Source organism: Micromonospora humi, from assembly GCF_900090105.1.
In the GTDB taxonomy this organism is placed as follows: domain Bacteria; phylum Actinomycetota; class Actinomycetes; order Mycobacteriales; family Micromonosporaceae; genus Micromonospora; species Micromonospora humi.
The window spans coordinates 152,612-167,494 of sequence record NZ_FMDM01000014.1 but is presented as its reverse complement, the minus strand read 5'-3'; the positions used below and the strand labels follow the sequence as shown (position 1 = coordinate 167,494).

Sequence of the window (14,883 nt, the reverse complement as noted above, 5' to 3'; positions counted from 1 at the left end):
GGCGGTACGTCACACGCCGGTCAGCGGGGCAGCTCCGCCACCACCAGGCCGGCCCGCGCCTTCGGGGTGAACCAGGTGCTCTTGCGCGGCATCTTCTCCCGGGCCAGGTTGACCGCGACGAAGTCGTCAACGGTCACCGGCGCCACCAGCACGGCCAGCTCGGCCCGGCCGGCGTCGACCTCACCGGTCAGCCAGCTCGCCGGGTAGTCGCCGCCCACGTACGTGATCCGCTTGTCTCCCGGGTCGAGGCCCAGCGCGTCGCGCAGCAGCAGCCGCTCGACCAGCGCGTGGTCCAGGTTCTCCAGCCGGCCGGCGCCGACGTGCGGCAGCGTCACCGCGTACCCCCGGCCGGCGAGGTGCAGGTGCACGGTGCCGCCGGTGGTCGGGACGCCGACCGGGCCGGCGGCCTCGGTGACCTCGGCCCCGGCGGCGCGGAGCCGGTCGAGCAGCTCCTCCGGCGTGGTGGTCAGCTCGCTGACCAGCCGGTTGTAGGGCTGGATGGCGACCGACGCCGGCGTGGTGACCACCGCGAGGAAGCGCGGGAAGCCGCCGGTCTGCGCGGCCAGGCTGCGGTGGTTGCCGTCCGCGACCACCAGGTCGCCGCCGCCGGCCAGCGCGGTCAGCTCGTCCTGCGCCGGGCCCGGGCCGACCAGCCAGATCGCGTGCGTGCGGCCGGACTGGTCGACGTCGGTCGCGGCGGGCGCGCCGGCCGACTCGGTCGCCGCCGCGAGCGCCGCGTGCAGCTCGTCGCCGCGCCCGGTCTGGAGCAGGAGTACGGGTGAGAGCAGGTGACCGAGCGCCTCGGCCAGCGCGACGCGCTCGCGCACCTTCGCGATGAACACGTCCTCGTTGCGGATCACCAGGCCGGGCTCGTCGGCGCGGGTGGAGATCTGGTCGGTGTCGACCATGGCCCACAGCCCGTACGCGCTCTCCTCACCCGGGGCGCTGATCCGGTAGAGCACCACCATCTGCTCGGCCGGGGTGTAGCTGCCGTCCGCCTTGGCCTCGGCGAAGCGCGCCACCGCGTCCGGCAGGGCGTCGAGGAACGACTTCCCGACGCTGTCCGGTGCCCGGTGGGGCATCTCGATGCCCAGGGCGCTGTGCGGATTGGCCGCCACGATGGCGGTGATCTCCGCGTCGTCGGCGAACTCGTCGTAGTTCTGCGCGCCGGTGCCGCCAGTGGTGATCCAGGCCCGGGCGATCGGATGCACGACCGTCATGCCCGCTGACGCTACCCGCGCCCGTTCCGCCCCCGCCGCCGGACTCGCCTCCTTCCACCAGGTGAAAGGAGGGGCCCCTTGTTAACGCCTCCGGTAGAGGCGGGGCCCCCTGTTAACAGCCGGGGCGCTCAGGCGACGGGGTCACGGTGGCGACCGGGACCGGCCGGGCGGCGGGGCGGCGCGGACGGGCGGGAGGCGGCGTTGAGGCGTACCGTCGTCGCGCCCGCGGTGGCGCCGGACCGGGACGGCGCGCGGCCGGGGCGAGTCGTCTCGGGTGGAGTCATCCGCGAGGTGGCCACCACCCGGGCCACCCCGACCACGATCGGCGGGGCCAGCAGGTGGGCCAGCTCGGCCGGCCCGGCGGGCCAGTCGCCCTCGGCCACCGACCAGTACGTCGCACCGGGATCCTCGATCGCCGGCTGCGTCGCGTCGTCGGACGGGCGGCGGTGCTTACCCATTGAGAACGCCTCCAGGAGCTGCCGTGAGGCGGCCGCGGTCGGGCCGCCGGCTGGGACACCCGGTGAAACGAGCCCTGCACCGACCCGGTGACGGGCGGCGCGGGGCTCGGCGCGGGTTGTTAAGAGGGGCCCCCTCCTCTACCGCAGGCGTTAAGAAGGGGCCCCTCCTTACACCTCAGTCGAAGATGGGGCCCTGGGTGCGGGTGCGCTTCAGCTCGTAGAAGCCGGGGGTGGCGGAGACCAGCAGCACGCCGTCCCACAGCCGGCCGGCCGCCTCGCCCTTCGGCGCCGGCGTGATCACCGGGCCGAAGAACGCGACCTGGCCGGCGCCGTCCGGACCGGGCGCGTGCACCACGGGCGTGCCCACCTCGGTGCCGACCGGCCGCATGCCGGCCTCGTGGCTGGCCCGCAGCGCGTCGTCGTACTGGGTGGACTCGGCGGCGTCGGCGAGCGCCGGGTCCAGCCCGACGTCGGTCAGCGCGCCGACCAGCATGTCCCGGCCCAACTCCTCCTTGCCCAGGTGGATCCGGGTGCCCATGGCGGTGTAGAGCTTCGCCAGCGCCTCGGCGCCGTGCGCCTGCTCGACGGCGATGCACACCCGTACCGGGCCCCAGCCCTTGCTCATCAGCTCCCGGTACTCCTCCGGCAGCTCCCGCCCCTCGTTGAGCACGGACAGGCTCATCACGTGGAACCGGATGTCCACGTCCCGGACCTGCTCGACCTCCAGCAGCCAGCGGGAGGTGATCCACGCCCACGGGCACAGCGGGTCGAACCACATGTCCGCGGTGACACGATCGGTCACGGTGTCGTCCCTTCACGTCTTCCCCGCGCCGGAGTCCCGGCGCCTTCACCTTCCGATCCTCGCCCCGGGAAGCGTCGATCGGTACCGGAATGAGAGCGTGACCTCGCCCACCGGAGTCGGTGCGTGCATGGAAGACTCGGTGCTGCGCCGGCCGTCACGAGCGGACCGGGCAGAGACCGGTGCCGCGGGGCGCGGCGAGACGAGTGGGATGGAGACGAACAGTGCCGGGAGTGCGCAACCTGACCCAGGTCGAGGCGACGGAGCGGGCCCGCCTGCTCGAGGTGACCGGGTACGACATCAGCCTTGACCTGTCGACCGCCGTGCAGCCCACCGGTCGCACGTTCCGCTCGGTGACCGAGGTCCGGTTCCGCTGCGCCGAGCCGGGGGCGACCACCTTCATCGAGACGGCCGCCGAGTCGGTGCGCTCGGCCACCCTCAACGGCGAACCGGTCGACCTGTCCGACTGGTCCGCCGAGAAGGGCCTCACGCTGACCGGCCTGGCCGCCGAGAACGTGCTCGTGGTGGACGCCGACTTCGGCTACTCGAACAGCGGGCAGGGCCTGCACCGCACCGTCGACCCGGTCGACGGCGAGACCTACCTCTACAGCCAGTTCGAGACCGCCGACGCGCAGAAGGTCTTCGCCTGTTTCGACCAGCCCGACCTGAAGAGCGTCTACACCTGGCACGCCACCGTCCCGGACCACTGGAAGGTGGTGTCCAACATGCCGGTGGCCCGCGAGGAGGCCGCCGGCGAGGGCATGAAGACGCTGCACTTCACCGTCTCGGAGCGGATGAGCACCTACATCACCGCGCTCTGCGCCGGGCCCTACCACGAGGTGCGGCACACCCACGACGGCATCGACATGGGCTACTTCTGCCGGGCCAGCATGGCCCCCCACATGGACGCCGACGACCTGCACCTGATCACCACGCAGGGCTTCGACTTCTTCCAGGAGAAGTTCGGCGTGCGCTACCCGCTGCCCAAGTACGACCAGCTCTGGGTGCCGGACTTCAACGCCGGCGCGATGGAGAACTTCGGCTGCGTCACGCACGCCGAGTCGCACTACATCTTCCGCTCGCAGGTCACCGACTTCGAGTACGAGCAGCGGGCCAACACGATCCTGCACGAGCTGGCGCACATGTGGTTCGGTGACCTGGTCACCATGCGCTGGTGGAACGACCTGTGGCTGAACGAGTCGTTCGCCGAGTGGGCCAGCCACTGGTGCAACACCCACGCCACCCGGTTCACCGACGCCTGGACGACGTTCCTGTCCATCCGCAAGAACTGGGGCTACCGGCAGGACCAGCTCTCCTCCACGCACCCGGTCTACTGCGAGATGCCGGACCTGGAGGCCGTCGAGGTCAACTTCGACGGCATCACGTACGCCAAGGGCGCCAGCGTGCTCAAGCAGCTCGTCGCGTACGTGGGCGAGGAGCCGTTCCTGGCCGGCCTGCGGGCCTACTTCGGCAAGCACGCGTGGGGCAACGCCACCTTCGACGACCTGCTCTCCGAGCTGGAGGCGGCCTCCGGCCGGGAGCTGCGCAAGTTCGCCGCCCAGTGGCTGGAGACCGCACAGGTCAACACGCTGCGCCCGGAGGTCACCGTCGGCGCCGACGGCACGTACGAGCGGGTGGTGGTCCGGCAGGAGGCGCCGGCCGGGCACCCGACGCTGCGCACGCACCGGATCGGGGTGGGTCTCTACGACCTGACCGACGGCCGGCTGGCCCGCCGCGAGCTGGTCGAGGTGGACGTGACCGGCGAGTTGACCGAGCTGTCCGCGCTGCACGGCAAGCCGGCCGCGGACGTGCTGCTGCTCAACGACGAGGACCTCACCTACACCAAGCTGCGGCTGGACGAGCGGTCCATGTCGACAGTCGTGCAGCACATCTCCGGTTTCGACTCGTCGCTGGCCCGGGCGCTGTGCTGGACGGCCGCCTGGGACATGACCCGCGACGCCGAGCTGGCCGCCCGGGACTACGTGGCGCTGGTGCTGGCCGGGCTGACCACCGAGACCGACATCAACCTGGTAACCGCCACGCTGCGCCAGGCCACCACCGCGCTCACCTTCTACGCCGACCCGGAGTGGGCGCCGACCGGCTGGGCGGACCTGGCCCGCACCGCGCGGACCGCGCTCGCCGCGGCGGAGCCGGGCAGCGGTTTCCAGCTCGCCTGGGCCCGGGCGTACGCCTCCTCGGCCCGCTCCAGCGAGGACCTGGCGACGCTGCGCGGCTGGCTGGACGGCAGCGGGGTGCCGGACGGGCTGACCGTCGACACCGAGCTGCGCTGGACCGTGCTCCAGTCGCTGGTCGCGAACGGCGCGGCCGGGTCCGCCGAGGTGGACGCCGAGCTGGCCGGTGACCGCACCGCCAGCGGCGAGCGGGAGGCCGCGTACGCGTACGCCCTGGTGCCGACGGAGGCGAACAAGGCCGCAGTGTGGGCGCAGCTCACCGGCCCGGACGCGCTGCCCAACTGGCGTAACCGGGCGCTGTTGCAGGGTCTCACCCACCCGGCGCAGGTGGAGCTGATCGCGCCCTACCGGGAGCGCTACTTCGCCACGGTGGACCAGGTCTGGGCGCAGCGGGACAGCGAGCCGGCGCAGGAGTTCGTGCAGCTCGCCTACCCGTCGTACCTGGTCGACGAGGACACGGTGGCGGCCACCGACGCGTGGCTGGCCCGCGACGGCCAGCCGGCGTCGCTGCGCCGCCTGGTGGCCGAGGGCCGCGACGGCGTGGTCCGCGCGCTGAAGGCCCGCGAGCGGGACGCCCGCAGCGCCTGAGCAGGGGTACGACGGCCGGGGCCGGCGTGGGTGGGAGCCCGCGCCGGCCCCGGCCGTTTATCGTGTGCGGAGGAGGCGGACGTGATGGCACAACCGACCGTGACTCCACCCCCGGGGTTCGCCCACCAGGAGCTGGCGGACGATCTGCGGATGGCACTCCGTCTCTCCGCGCCCCCCGGTTGGCGGGTCATCCGGGGAGCCGGCCTGCGCGCTCCCGGCGGTAATCTCATTCCGGATGTCAGCGTGGTCAAGCCCGACGCCCCCCCGCGACGGCCTGTGGCTGCACGCGGCGGACGTGGCGCTCGTTGTCGAGATCGAATCCCCGAGCAGCCGCCGGTACGACCGGCTGATCAAGCCGACGCTCTACGCCGAGGCGGGCATCCCGCACTACTGGCGGGTGGAGCGGGCGACTTCGGTCCGGTGATCTACCGCTGCCACCTGGTCAAGGGCGTCCACTACAACATGGGCGGCACGCTCGGGCCGGACGACCCGGTCCAGCTCGACGAGCCGTGGCCGATGCGGCTGGATCCCTCCGCCTGGCCCCGCTGAGCGCACGAGAAAGCCCGGCCCACGCGTGACGCGGGCCGGGCTTCGTCGTGTCTGCGGGCGGGGGCGCTCAGCCCTTGCCGGCGTGGCTGGCGAGCTGGTCGAGGCCCTGGATGACGCCGCCGGCCAGGTCGCCGCCGCCGAAGGACGCCACCATGGAGAGCGCGGCCAGCTTGGCGTACGTGTCGGGGATGCGCTTGCGCGCGTACTTGCCGGTGACGATCTCCAGCTGGCGCTGGTTGGGCGACACCGCGATCAGCACCGACCGGTCCGGGTCGGCGAGCTGGCGGTGCAGCCGCTCGGCGTGCTCCCGGATCGGCTCGTCGAGGCCGCCGACGTAGACCGAGAAGACCAGGCCGGTGCCCTGGTCGGCCAGGCGGAGCGCCTCGTCGATGCGGAGCAGCTGCCGGGTCGAGAACGGCCCGTCCAGCACGTCGGGCGGGGTGCCCGTCCCGGTCGTGGGCCGCGCTTCACCAACGGTCACTTGCGCCTCCGGTTCCACCGGCCGGAGCCTCCCGGCCGGCCTGCTCCTGCTTGCGGCTGGTCAGCGCCGGCGCCTGGGCCCCGGCGGTCAGCGCGGTGCCGGCCGAGTCGGCCAGCTGCTCCGGGCGGCCCAGGAACCAGACCGGAGTGAAGTCGAAGGGCCGCCCCGGCCGGTAGCGCTTGGCGCCGCCACCGTTGCCACGGCTGCCGGCGGCCGCCAGACCGGCGATCACCAGCACCGCGGCGGCCGGGATGCCGACGAAGAACACCAACGTCTCGGTAACAGACAATCCCAACGCCCCCAGGCGGAAAGAGACCAGGAATGTTCCGGGTCGGGTGGACGGTCACGACGGGCCGCGCCCGACCTCGCTTGTGATGTTCACGTTAGCGGAGTCGGCGGCCCGCCAGATTGCGGGGTGCTGATCCCATCCGCCACACCAGTGCTCCAGTTGCGCGGCAGTGGCGATCAATGTCGCGTCGTCGCCGTAGCGGCCGGTGAGCAGCACCCCCACCGGCAGGCCCTCGGCGGTCCGGCCGACCGGCAGCGAAACGGACGGGTCGCCGGTGACGTTGAAGACGGCGCAGTACGGCGAGAAGCGCCGTTGCCTGTCGAAATCCTCCGCCGGGTCGAGCGCGGCGAACGCGCCGACGGGCGCCTGCGGGGTGGCCAGGGTGGGGCAGAGCAGCAGGTCACAGCCGGCGGTGCGGCGTATTCCCCGGCGTACCTGGGCCTGCAGCCCGCCGAGCGCGGCCATCAGCCGAGCCGCGCCGACCGCCTCGCCGCGCTCGCGCAGGTAGCGGGTCAGCGGCAGCAGGTCGCCCTCCCGCCCGGCCGGCACCGGGGCGAGCGCGAGCGCGTACCAGACGGTCTCGAACATCGGCCACGCCTCCGGGCCGAGCGGCGCGGGGACCTCGACCACCTCGTGGCCGGCGTCGGCGAGCAGCGCGGCGGCGCGGTCGACGGCGGCCACGCAGTCGCTGTGGACCGGTTCGTCGGCGAGCATGCCGGTGGTGAAGCGGCCGATCCGCAGCCGGCCGGGGTCGGCGGCCCGGGCGGCGCCGAGGTGGCCGCCGGTGGGCGCGGCCGGTGGCAGGTAGGGCTCACCGGGCACCGGTCGGGCCAGCACGTCGAGCAGCGCGGCCACGTCGGCGACGGTGCGGCCGATCGGCCCGTTGGTGGGCAGCCCGAACGCGCCGAAGCCGAGCGGCCCGCCGGAGACCAGCCCGCGGCTCGGCTTGTGGCCGACCAGGCCGCAGAGCGCGGCCGGGATGCGCAGTGAGCCGCCGCCGTCGGAGCCCTGCGCCACCGGGACCAGGCCGGCGGCGACCGCGGCGGCCGCGCCACCGCTGGAACCACCGGCGGTGTACGCGAGGTTCCACGGGTTGCGGGCCGGCGGCGCGACGAGCCCCTCGGAGTAGAGCGAGCAGCCCAGCTCGGAGGTGGTGGTCTTGCCGAGGCTGACCAGACCCGCGTCGGTCAGGAAGCGGACCACGTCGGCGTCGACCGGAGGCACGAAGTCGGCGAAGGCGGCCGAGCCGAACGTGGTGCGTACCCCGGCGGTCAGCGTCAGGTCCTTGATCGCGGTCGGCACGCCGTGCAGCGGCCCCCGGTCGGCCACCGGCCGGGCGTCGGCGGCGCGGGCCGCGGCCCGGGCCCGCTCGGCGGTGACGGTGACGAACGCGCCGACGGTGTCGCCGAGCGCGTCGACCCGACGCAGGTGGTGGTCGACCGCCTCCAGGCTGGACAGTTCACCCCGGCGGATCGCGGCGGCCTGCTCCAGCGCGGTCAGGTCGTGCGGCTCGGCCATGGCCACCATCCTGCCCCGAGCCGCGGCCGGATGAGCGGTCGACACGGCTGGGCCCCATATCCGGCTGGCATGACCGGATCGGGATTGCCGACCGAGGGGCGCACGCGCGCATCATGAAATACATCGATCAGCTCCGATGCAACACCACCGACCACCACCAGGAGCGTGCCGTGCCACCCGTACCCGCCCCGCAGAACCGCCCGCCCCGGATCCGGCCGACCCGCCGCCGGCTCCCGCGCGCCCTCCACCCGCTGCTCGCTCTCACCCTGGCCGCCGCCGGCCTCGCCGCCGTGCCCACGTCCCCGGCCGGAGCCCGCGACGGCGTACCGGTCGCCCCGCTGGCCGCGAACCCCTACGAGCGGGGTCCCGCGCCGACCGTGGCCAGCATCGAGGCCACCCGCGGCCCGTTCGCCATCGCGCAGACCACGGTCTCCGCGTCCAGCGTGAGCGGCTTCCGGGGCGGCACGATCTACTACCCGACCAGCACCGCCGAGGGCACCTTCGGCGCGGTCGCCATCTCCCCCGGCTTCACCGCCAGCCAGTCCTCGGTCGCCTGGCTCGGGCCGCGCCTGGCCTCGCAGGGCTTCGTGGTCATCACCATCGACACGCTCTCCGTCTACGACCAGCCGGCCAGCCGGGGCACCCAACTCCTGGCCGCCGTGGACTACCTGGCGAACACCAGCACGGTGCGCACCCGGGTGGACCGGAACCGGCTCGCCGTGATGGGGCACTCGATGGGTGGCGGCGGCAGCCTCTCGGCGGCCAACGCCCGACCCTCGCTCCAGGCGGCGATCCCGCTGACCGGCTGGCACACCGTGAAGAACTGGTCGTCGGTACGCGTGCCGACGCTCGTCGTCGGCGCCGAGAACGACACGGTGGCCCCGGTGTCGTCGCACTCGGAGCCGTTCTACACCAGCCTGCCGGCCACGCTGGACAAGGCGTACCTGGAGTTGAACACGGCCAGCCACTCGGCGCCGACCTCGCCGAACGTGACCGTCGCGAAGTACAGCATCTCCTGGCTCAAGCGGTTCGTCGACGACGACACCCGCTACGAGCAGTTCCTCTGCCCGGCGCCCCGGGGCAGCGCCATCGAGGAGTACCGGGACACCTGCCCGCACTCCTGACCCGGCGTCCCCTGCGAAGCTCGGGTGCGTCCGTCGTCGCCGGAGCAGCGAGGGACGCACCCGGCGCGTCAGGCCGGCGCCACCTTGTCGTCGTCGACGACGCCGGTCCAGTCCCGGTCGATCGACAGCAGCCCCCGAATGGCTTCGCTCCGCTCGACCGCCACGCCTGCGCCGAGGAAGCGCAGGGCGTTGCCGCCGAGCAGCGCGGCCCGCTGGGCGTCGGTGAGGAAGTCGGACCGGTGCACCACCTGACCGACCGGCCGCTCGCCCAGCGGGTACGGGTAGTCGCTGCCGAGCAGCACCCGGTCCGCGCCCATGGTGTCCACCAGCAGGCGCAACGCGGCCGGTTCGAACACCACCGAGTCGACGCTGAACCGGTCGAGGTAGGAGCTGGGCGGGGCGGTGGACGCGCCGCGTACCAGGTCGCCGCGGCGGTGCCAGGCGTTGTCGGCGCGCCCCAGCCAGAACGGGAAGCTGCCGCCGCCGTGGGCGAAGCAGATCCGCAGCGTCTCCGGCACCCGGTCGAAGACGCCGCCGAGGATCAGCGCCAGCACCGACAGGTGCGTCTCGGCCGGCATTCCGGTCAGCCAGCGGGCCATCCACCGGTTCAGCCGGGGCCCGCCGGGCATGTCCCACGGGTGCACGAAGACCGGCGCGCCGACCTCGGCGCAGTGGGTCAGGAACTGCACGATGCCGGCGTCGTCGAGGTCCCGGTCGCCGACGTGGTTGCCGATCTCCACCCCGGCGTGCCCGGCGGCGAGGCAGCGGTCCAGCTCGGCGCAGGCGGCGTCCGGGTCCTGCAACGGCACCTGACAGAACGGCACCAGCCGGTCGCCGCCGGCCGCGGTGACCTCCAGGGTGAGGTCGTTGAAGATCCGGGCGACCTTGACCGCCTGGTCGGCCGGGCGGTCGTAGCCGAAGAAGACCGGGGTGGGCGACACCACCTGCACGTCGACGCCGTCGGCGGCCATGTCGGCGAGCCGGGTGGGCGCGTCCCAGCACGGCGCGCCGACCGGCCGGAACTCCGTCTCCCCCACCATGATCATGGCGGCGCGTTCGGAGTCCACCCGCAGCCACGGCCAGCCGGACCCGCCGCAGGCCGCGGCGAGGTCCGGCCACCCCTTCGGTACGACGTGCGTGTGCACGTCCACCACCGGCAGCGGCATCAGCCCTTGCCCGGGTGCAACGCGCCGCAGTTGTCGCAGGTGCGGGCCTTCTCGTCGGCGTAGAACGCGGCGAAGACCGGGGGCAGGTCGGCGGCGATGTCGCGGACCTGCAACTCGACCTCGTGCACCTTGTGGCTGCACTCGGCGCAGTACCACTGGAACCTCTCCAGCGTGCCCTCCTCGCGCACCCGCTCGATCACCATGCCGATCGAGCCGGCCTCCGGGCGCTGCGGCGAGTGCGGGGTGTTACGCGGCAGCATCCACATCTGCCCCTCGCGCACGTGCACCGTGCGCGGGCCCTCGGGCGTCATCAGGTTGATGTGCATGTTGCCCTTGACCTGGTAGAAGAACTCCTCGTACGGGTCGACGTGGAAGTCGGTGCGCTGGTTCGGCCCGCCCACCACCATGACGATGAAGTCGTCGCTGCCGGGCAGCATCTCCTTGTTGCCGACCGGCGGCTTGAGCAGGTGCTGGTTCTCCCCGATCCAGCCGGTGAAGCTGAACGGCTCGGCGATCTCACTCATGACTGACCTCCGGACGGCAGTAGGGCCACGGCCTGCATCTCGATCAGCAGGTGCGGGTGCGGAAGCTGGTGCACGGCCACCGTGGTCCGGGTCGGACCGGTGGCGTCGAAGAACTCCGCCCACACCTCGTTGTAGCCACCGAAGTCGTTCATGTTGACCAGGTAGCTGGTGACCTGCACCAGGTCGGCCAGGTCGGCGCCGACCGAGCGGAGCAGGTCGCGGATGTTCCCGATCACCGCCCGGGTCTGCGCCCGGACGTCCAGGTCGGTGGTGCCGAACTCGTCCACCGAGACACCGGCGAACGTGTTGTCCGGCCGGCGCGACGACGTACCGGAGACGAAGACGAACCCGCCGGCCACCTTGACGTGCGGGAACGCCCCGCGCGGCACGGCCTTCCCGGCCACCACCCGGGCGGTCATGGCAGAGCCTTCAGCGAGGCGGAGCCGAGCTTCTCGACGACGGCGCGCACGTGCGCGCCCGGTCGCAGCGGCACCGCGGCGGTGGCCGCGCCGGCCAGGAAGACCCAACCCTTGCGCAGCCGGACGCCGTGCCGGCCGGCCAGCCGCAGGCCCTCGTCGAGCGCGCGGCGCGGGTCGCCGAGGATGGCCGCGGTCGAGCCGACCTGCGCCACCCGCCCGTCGATCTCCAGCAGCACACCCAGATTGTCCAACCCGTCCGGCACCGGTGACCAGGGCCCGATCGCGAAGGCGGCGGCCGAGGTGTTGTCCGCGATCACGTCCGGCAGCGAGAACGTGAAGTTCGCGTACCGGGAGTCGATCAGCTCGATCGCCGGGGCGACCGCGCGGACCGCGCGGGTGAACGAGCCGACCGGCTCACCGGGCTCGGGCAGCCGGTCCAGCAGGAACGCCACCTCCGGCTCGACCCGGGGGTGGATGAAGTCGCCGGTGTCGACGGTCCCGCCGTCGGGCACCCGCATCACGTCGGTGAGCCGGCCCCAGATCACCTCGTCCACGCCGACCTGGGCCATCTTGGCCCGGCTGGTCAGCCCCATCTTCAGCCCGACCAGCCGCTCGCCACGGTCGAGGCGGCGCTGCACCAGCGCGGCCTGCACGGTGTACGCGGTGTCGGAGTCGAGGCCGGTCTCGGCGGCGAGCTGACCGATGGCGGTCGCGGAGTCCGCCGCCGCGCCCAGCTTCTCGGCGATTCCCGCGACGTCCGGCCCGATCATGAGGTCTGCTCCTTGCTCGCCAGGTCCAGTGCCACGTCCACGATCATGTCCTCCTGGCCGCCGACCATCCGGCGGCGGCCCAGCTCGACCAGGATCGAGCGCACGTCCACCCCGTACTTCGCCGACGCCCGCTCGGCGTGGCGCAGGAAGCTGGAGTAGACGCCCGCGTACCCCAGGGAGAGCGTCTCCCGGTCCACCTGGACCGGCCGGTCCTGCAACGGGCGGACCAGGTCGTCGGCGGCGTCCATCAGCGCGAACACGTCGCAGCCGTGCTTCCAGCCGTGCAGCTCGGCGACCGCCACGAACACCTCCAGCGGGGCGTTGCCGGCGCCCGCGCCCATCCCGGCCAGCGACGCGTCCACCCGCACGGTGCGCCCGGCCGGCGAGCCGAGCGGACCGTCGCCGAGGATCCGGCCGTGCTCCACCGCCAGCACGCTGTTCGCCACGCCCAGCGACAGGTTGTGGTGCGCGTGGATGCCGATCTGCGTCTCCGGCGCCAACACCTGCCGGTACGCGTCGACGCGCTGCGCCACGTCGGACATCAGCAGCCGGCCGCCGGAGTCGGTGACGTAGACGCAGTGCGCCCCGTACGACTCCATCAGCTTGGCCTGGGCGGCCAGCCCGGTCGGGTCGTTGAGGTGCGACATCATCAGGAACCCGGCGACGTCCATGCCGTTCTCCCGGGCCCAGGCGATGTGCTGGGCGGAGATGTCCGCCTCGGTGCAGTGGGTGGCGATCCGCACGCTGGTCACGCCGAGCGCCTTCGCCGCCTTCAGGTCGGCGATCGTGCCGATGCCCGGCAGCAGCAGCGTGGTGAGCCGGGCGTTCGTCAGCACCTCGGCGGCGGCCGAGATCCACTCCGCGTCCGAGGCCGCGCCGTGGCCGTAGTTGACGCTGGACCCGGCCAGCCCGTCGCCGTGCGCCACCTCGATGGCCGCCACCCCGGCCGCGTCCAGCGCGGCGGTGATGGTACGCACCTGGTCGACCGTGTAGCGGTGCCCGATGGCGTGCATGCCGTCGCGCAGCGTCACGTCCTGGATGTAGAGGTCGGTCATCGGGGTGCCACCTCCCGCAGGGCCACCAGCCGCTCGGCGGTGCGCAGCGCGGCCGACGTCATGATGTCCAGGTTCCCGGCGTACGCGGGCAGGTAGTGCCCGGCGCCGGAGACCTCCAGGAACACCGAGACCTGGAGCCCGGTGACGTGCCGGCCGAGCACCGGCGCGTACGTGTCCACCGGGTCGAACTGCACCTCCTGCTTGAGCCGGTAGCCGGGCACGTACTCCTGCACGGCCTTCACCATGTCGGCCACCGAGGCGGCGATCGCAGCCCGGTCGGCGTCGGCGTCCGGACAGAGGCAGTAGACGGTGTCCCGCATCAGCAGCGGCGGGTCGGCCGGGTTCAGCACGATGATGGCCTTGCCGCGCTCGGCGCCGCCGACCACCTCGATGGCCCGGGCGGTGGTCTCGGTGAACTCGTCGATGTTGGCCCGGGTGCCCGGACCGGCCGACCTCGAGGCGATCGAGGCGACGATCTCCCCGTAGGCGACCGGGGTGACCCGGCCGACCGCGTGCACGATCGGCACGGTGGCCTGCCCGCCGCAGGTGACCATGTTGACGTTCGGCTCGTGCAGGTGCTCGTCGAGGTTGACCGTCGGCACCACGTACGGGCCGAGCGCGGCCGGGGTCAGGTCGACCACGGTGCGGCCGTGGGCGCGCAGCACCTCGTCGTGGTGGCGGTGCGCGCCGGCCGAGGTGGCGTCGAAGACCAGTTCCACGTCGGCGAACTCGGGCAGCGCCACCAGGCCGTCGACGCCCTCGGCGGTGGTGGCCACGCCGAGCCGGCGGGCCCGGGCCAGCCCGTCGGAGGCCGGGTCGATGCCGGCCATCGCCACCATGCGCAACTCGGTGCTGAGCCGCAACACCTTGATCATCAGGTCGGTGCCGATGTTGCCCGACCCGAGCACCGCCACCCCGACAGTCATGAGGTCTCCTTCGAGAAGCAGGTCCGCACCGAGCCGAGCCCGGAGATCCGCGCCTCGTACGCGGCGCCCGGCGTCACCGGCACCATCGGACCGAGCGCGCCGGAGAGCACCACGTCGCCGGCCTTCAGCGGATCGCCGGCGCGGGCCATGGTGGCGGCCAGCCAGCGCAGCGCGTGCAGCGGGTTGCCGAGGCAGGCCGCGCCCGCGCCGACCGAGACCGGCTCCCCGGCGTGCTCCAGCACCATCCCGCACAACCGCAGGTCCACGTCGGCGAGCCGGCGCGGCGCGGTGCCGAGCACGAACAGCCCGCTGGACGCGTTGTCCGCCACCGTGTCGACGATCGAGATGTCCCAGTCGGCGATCCGCGAGTCGACGATCTCGATGGCCGGCAGCACGTGGTCCACGGCCCGGATCAGGTCGACGGTGGTGACCCGCTCGTCCGGCAGGCCGGCGCCGAGCACGAAGGCGATCTCCGCCTCCACCCGGGGCTGGAGCAGCCGGCCGACCGGCACCTCCTCGCCGTCGCCGACCGCCATGTCGTCGAAGAGCACCCCGAAGTCGGGCTGGAAGACGCCGAAACTCTCCTGCACGCTCCGGGAGGTCAGGCCGATCTTCGCGCCGACCCGGCGGTGCCCCTTGCCCAGACGCTGCCGGGTGTAGACCTGCTGCGCCTGGTACGCGGCCTCGACGTCGCCCTCCGGCAGCAGCCGGCCGCGCAGCGGCGGGCAGGGTTTCCCCTCCTGCCGGGCCACCGCCAGCTCCCGGTTGGCGGCCTCGATGTCCACGGTCATGTCGGCTCCTCGCC

Annotated in this window: 17 protein-coding genes; 4 read left to right on the top strand and 13 right to left on the bottom strand. The window is 73.2% G+C overall.

All coding sequences use genetic code 11. The features are described 5' to 3' along the window. Positions 1–20 precede the first annotated feature (20 nt). The 3 genes from GA0070213_RS24590 to GA0070213_RS24580 form a co-directional block, all read right to left on the bottom strand. Positions 21–1,220: a DUF1015 family protein gene (locus GA0070213_RS24590; RefSeq protein WP_091069558.1), complete on the bottom strand. Its 1,200-nt coding sequence runs from the start codon at positions 1,218–1,220 to the stop codon at positions 21–23. A gap of 128 nt (positions 1,221–1,348) precedes the next feature. Continuing rightward, a complete protein-coding gene (locus GA0070213_RS24585) occupies positions 1,349–1,678 on the bottom strand; it encodes a hypothetical protein (RefSeq protein WP_091069554.1) in 330 nt (109 codons plus the stop codon). Between the two features lie 175 nt (positions 1,679–1,853). After that, positions 1,854–2,480 carry a mycothiol-dependent nitroreductase Rv2466c family protein gene (locus GA0070213_RS24580; RefSeq protein ID WP_091069552.1) on the bottom strand — a complete coding sequence of 209 codons (627 nt, stop codon included), beginning with the start codon at positions 2,478–2,480 and terminating at the stop codon, positions 1,854–1,856. Positions 2,481–2,710: 230 nt separating this feature from the next. Here GA0070213_RS24580 and pepN point away from each other — a divergent pair, with 230 nt between their 5' ends. The 3 genes from pepN to GA0070213_RS32585 all read left to right on the top strand — a co-directional run bounded on the left by pepN (position 2,711) and on the right by GA0070213_RS32585 (position 5,806). Beyond that, entirely contained in the window at positions 2,711–5,257 is a 2,547-nt protein-coding gene (pepN, locus tag GA0070213_RS24575) for an aminopeptidase N (protein WP_175441471.1), read from the top strand. A gap of 235 nt (positions 5,258–5,492) precedes the next feature. Further along, positions 5,493–5,681: a Uma2 family endonuclease gene (locus GA0070213_RS31905; protein WP_217628653.1), complete on the top strand. Its 189-nt coding sequence runs from the start codon at positions 5,493–5,495 to the stop codon at positions 5,679–5,681. Further along, entirely contained in the window at positions 5,678–5,806 is a 129-nt protein-coding gene (locus GA0070213_RS32585; protein WP_281182319.1) for a hypothetical protein, read from the top strand. The genes GA0070213_RS31905 and GA0070213_RS32585 overlap by 4 nt, the downstream gene beginning before the upstream one ends. Positions 5,807–5,873: 67 nt before the next feature. On the opposite strand, the gene GA0070213_RS24565 is transcribed toward GA0070213_RS32585, so the two are convergent. The 3 genes from GA0070213_RS24565 to GA0070213_RS24555 are packed head-to-tail and all read right to left on the bottom strand — an operon-like array spanning position 5,874 to position 8,094. Beyond that, entirely contained in the window at positions 5,874–6,287 is a 414-nt protein-coding gene (locus tag GA0070213_RS24565) for a DUF5130 family protein (RefSeq protein ID WP_091069547.1), read from the bottom strand. Next, positions 6,274–6,582, bottom strand: coding sequence for an aa3-type cytochrome oxidase subunit CtaJ (ctaJ, locus tag GA0070213_RS24560; protein WP_442929804.1), 309 nt, complete (start codon positions 6,580–6,582; stop codon positions 6,274–6,276). Before ctaJ ends, GA0070213_RS24565 begins: the two co-directional genes overlap by 14 nt. A gap of 48 nt (positions 6,583–6,630) precedes the next feature. After that, complete coding sequence (locus GA0070213_RS24555) at positions 6,631–8,094, bottom strand: amidase (protein ID WP_091069651.1); 1,464 nt, start codon at positions 8,092–8,094, stop codon at positions 6,631–6,633. Positions 8,095–8,207: 113 nt separating this feature from the next. Here GA0070213_RS24555 and GA0070213_RS24550 point away from each other — a divergent pair, with 113 nt between their 5' ends. Continuing rightward, positions 8,208–9,218, top strand: a complete 1,011-nt coding sequence (locus GA0070213_RS24550; protein WP_245716535.1) for a poly(ethylene terephthalate) hydrolase family protein — start codon at positions 8,208–8,210, stop codon at positions 9,216–9,218. 68 nt (positions 9,219–9,286) lie between these two features. Here GA0070213_RS24550 and GA0070213_RS24545 read toward each other — a convergent pair whose 3' ends face one another. From GA0070213_RS24545 to GA0070213_RS24515, 7 genes are read right to left on the bottom strand one after another with little or no spacing between them, the layout of a single operon-like run. Then, complete coding sequence (locus tag GA0070213_RS24545) at positions 9,287–10,384, bottom strand: amidohydrolase family protein (protein WP_245716534.1); 1,098 nt, start codon at positions 10,382–10,384, stop codon at positions 9,287–9,289. Then, positions 10,384–10,908, bottom strand: a complete 525-nt coding sequence (locus GA0070213_RS24540) for a 3-hydroxyanthranilate 3,4-dioxygenase (protein WP_091069545.1) — start codon at positions 10,906–10,908, stop codon at positions 10,384–10,386. The genes GA0070213_RS24545 and GA0070213_RS24540 overlap by 1 nt, the downstream gene beginning before the upstream one ends. Continuing rightward, positions 10,905–11,327, bottom strand: coding sequence for a RidA family protein (locus tag GA0070213_RS24535; RefSeq protein ID WP_091069544.1), 423 nt, complete (start codon positions 11,325–11,327; stop codon positions 10,905–10,907). The genes GA0070213_RS24540 and GA0070213_RS24535 overlap by 4 nt, the downstream gene beginning before the upstream one ends. Next, positions 11,324–12,097, bottom strand: coding sequence for a 2-keto-4-pentenoate hydratase (locus GA0070213_RS24530; protein ID WP_091069543.1), 774 nt, complete (start codon positions 12,095–12,097; stop codon positions 11,324–11,326). The genes GA0070213_RS24535 and GA0070213_RS24530 overlap by 4 nt, the downstream gene beginning before the upstream one ends. Further along, positions 12,094–13,152 carry a 4-hydroxy-2-oxovalerate aldolase gene (gene dmpG, locus GA0070213_RS24525; protein WP_091069540.1) on the bottom strand — a complete coding sequence of 353 codons (1,059 nt, stop codon included), beginning with the start codon at positions 13,150–13,152 and terminating at the stop codon, positions 12,094–12,096. The genes GA0070213_RS24530 and dmpG overlap by 4 nt, the downstream gene beginning before the upstream one ends. Next, entirely contained in the window at positions 13,149–14,078 is a 930-nt protein-coding gene (locus GA0070213_RS24520) for an acetaldehyde dehydrogenase (acetylating) (protein WP_091069537.1), read from the bottom strand. The genes dmpG and GA0070213_RS24520 overlap by 4 nt, the downstream gene beginning before the upstream one ends. Further along, the gene (locus tag GA0070213_RS24515) at positions 14,075–14,869 is read right to left on the bottom strand and encodes a 2-keto-4-pentenoate hydratase (protein WP_091069534.1); all 795 of its coding nucleotides are present in this window, start codon (positions 14,867–14,869) and stop codon (positions 14,075–14,077) included. Before GA0070213_RS24515 ends, GA0070213_RS24520 begins: the two co-directional genes overlap by 4 nt. Positions 14,870–14,883 lie beyond the last annotated feature (14 nt).

What these genes read in the sequence shown, in the direction of transcription:
- GA0070213_RS24590 (WP_091069558.1), bottom strand. Translation starts at nt 1,220, where the DNA reads ATGACGGTCGTGCATCCGATCGCCCGGGCCTGGATCACCACTGGCGGC.
- GA0070213_RS24585 (WP_091069554.1), bottom strand. Translation starts at nt 1,678, where the DNA reads ATGGGTAAGCACCGCCGCCCGTCCGACGACGCGACGCAGCCGGCGATC.
- GA0070213_RS31905 (WP_217628653.1), top strand. Translation starts at nt 5,493, where the DNA reads ATGTCAGCGTGGTCAAGCCCGACGCCCCCCCGCGACGGCCTGTGGCTG.
- GA0070213_RS24555 (WP_091069651.1), bottom strand. Translation starts at nt 8,094, where the DNA reads ATGGCCGAGCCGCACGACCTGACCGCGCTGGAGCAGGCCGCCGCGATC.
- GA0070213_RS24550 (WP_245716535.1), top strand. Translation starts at nt 8,208, where the DNA reads ATGAAATACATCGATCAGCTCCGATGCAACACCACCGACCACCACCAG.
- GA0070213_RS24545 (WP_245716534.1), bottom strand. Translation starts at nt 10,384, where the DNA reads ATGCCGCTGCCGGTGGTGGACGTGCACACGCACGTCGTACCGAAGGGG.
- GA0070213_RS24540 (WP_091069545.1), bottom strand. Translation starts at nt 10,908, where the DNA reads ATGAGTGAGATCGCCGAGCCGTTCAGCTTCACCGGCTGGATCGGGGAG.
- GA0070213_RS24535 (WP_091069544.1), bottom strand. Translation starts at nt 11,327, where the DNA reads ATGACCGCCCGGGTGGTGGCCGGGAAGGCCGTGCCGCGCGGGGCGTTC.
- GA0070213_RS24530 (WP_091069543.1), bottom strand. Translation starts at nt 12,097, where the DNA reads ATGATCGGGCCGGACGTCGCGGGAATCGCCGAGAAGCTGGGCGCGGCG.
- dmpG (WP_091069540.1), bottom strand. Translation starts at nt 13,152, where the DNA reads ATGACCGACCTCTACATCCAGGACGTGACGCTGCGCGACGGCATGCAC.
- GA0070213_RS24520 (WP_091069537.1), bottom strand. Translation starts at nt 14,078, where the DNA reads ATGACTGTCGGGGTGGCGGTGCTCGGGTCGGGCAACATCGGCACCGAC.
- GA0070213_RS24515 (WP_091069534.1), bottom strand. Translation starts at nt 14,869, where the DNA reads ATGACCGTGGACATCGAGGCCGCCAACCGGGAGCTGGCGGTGGCCCGG.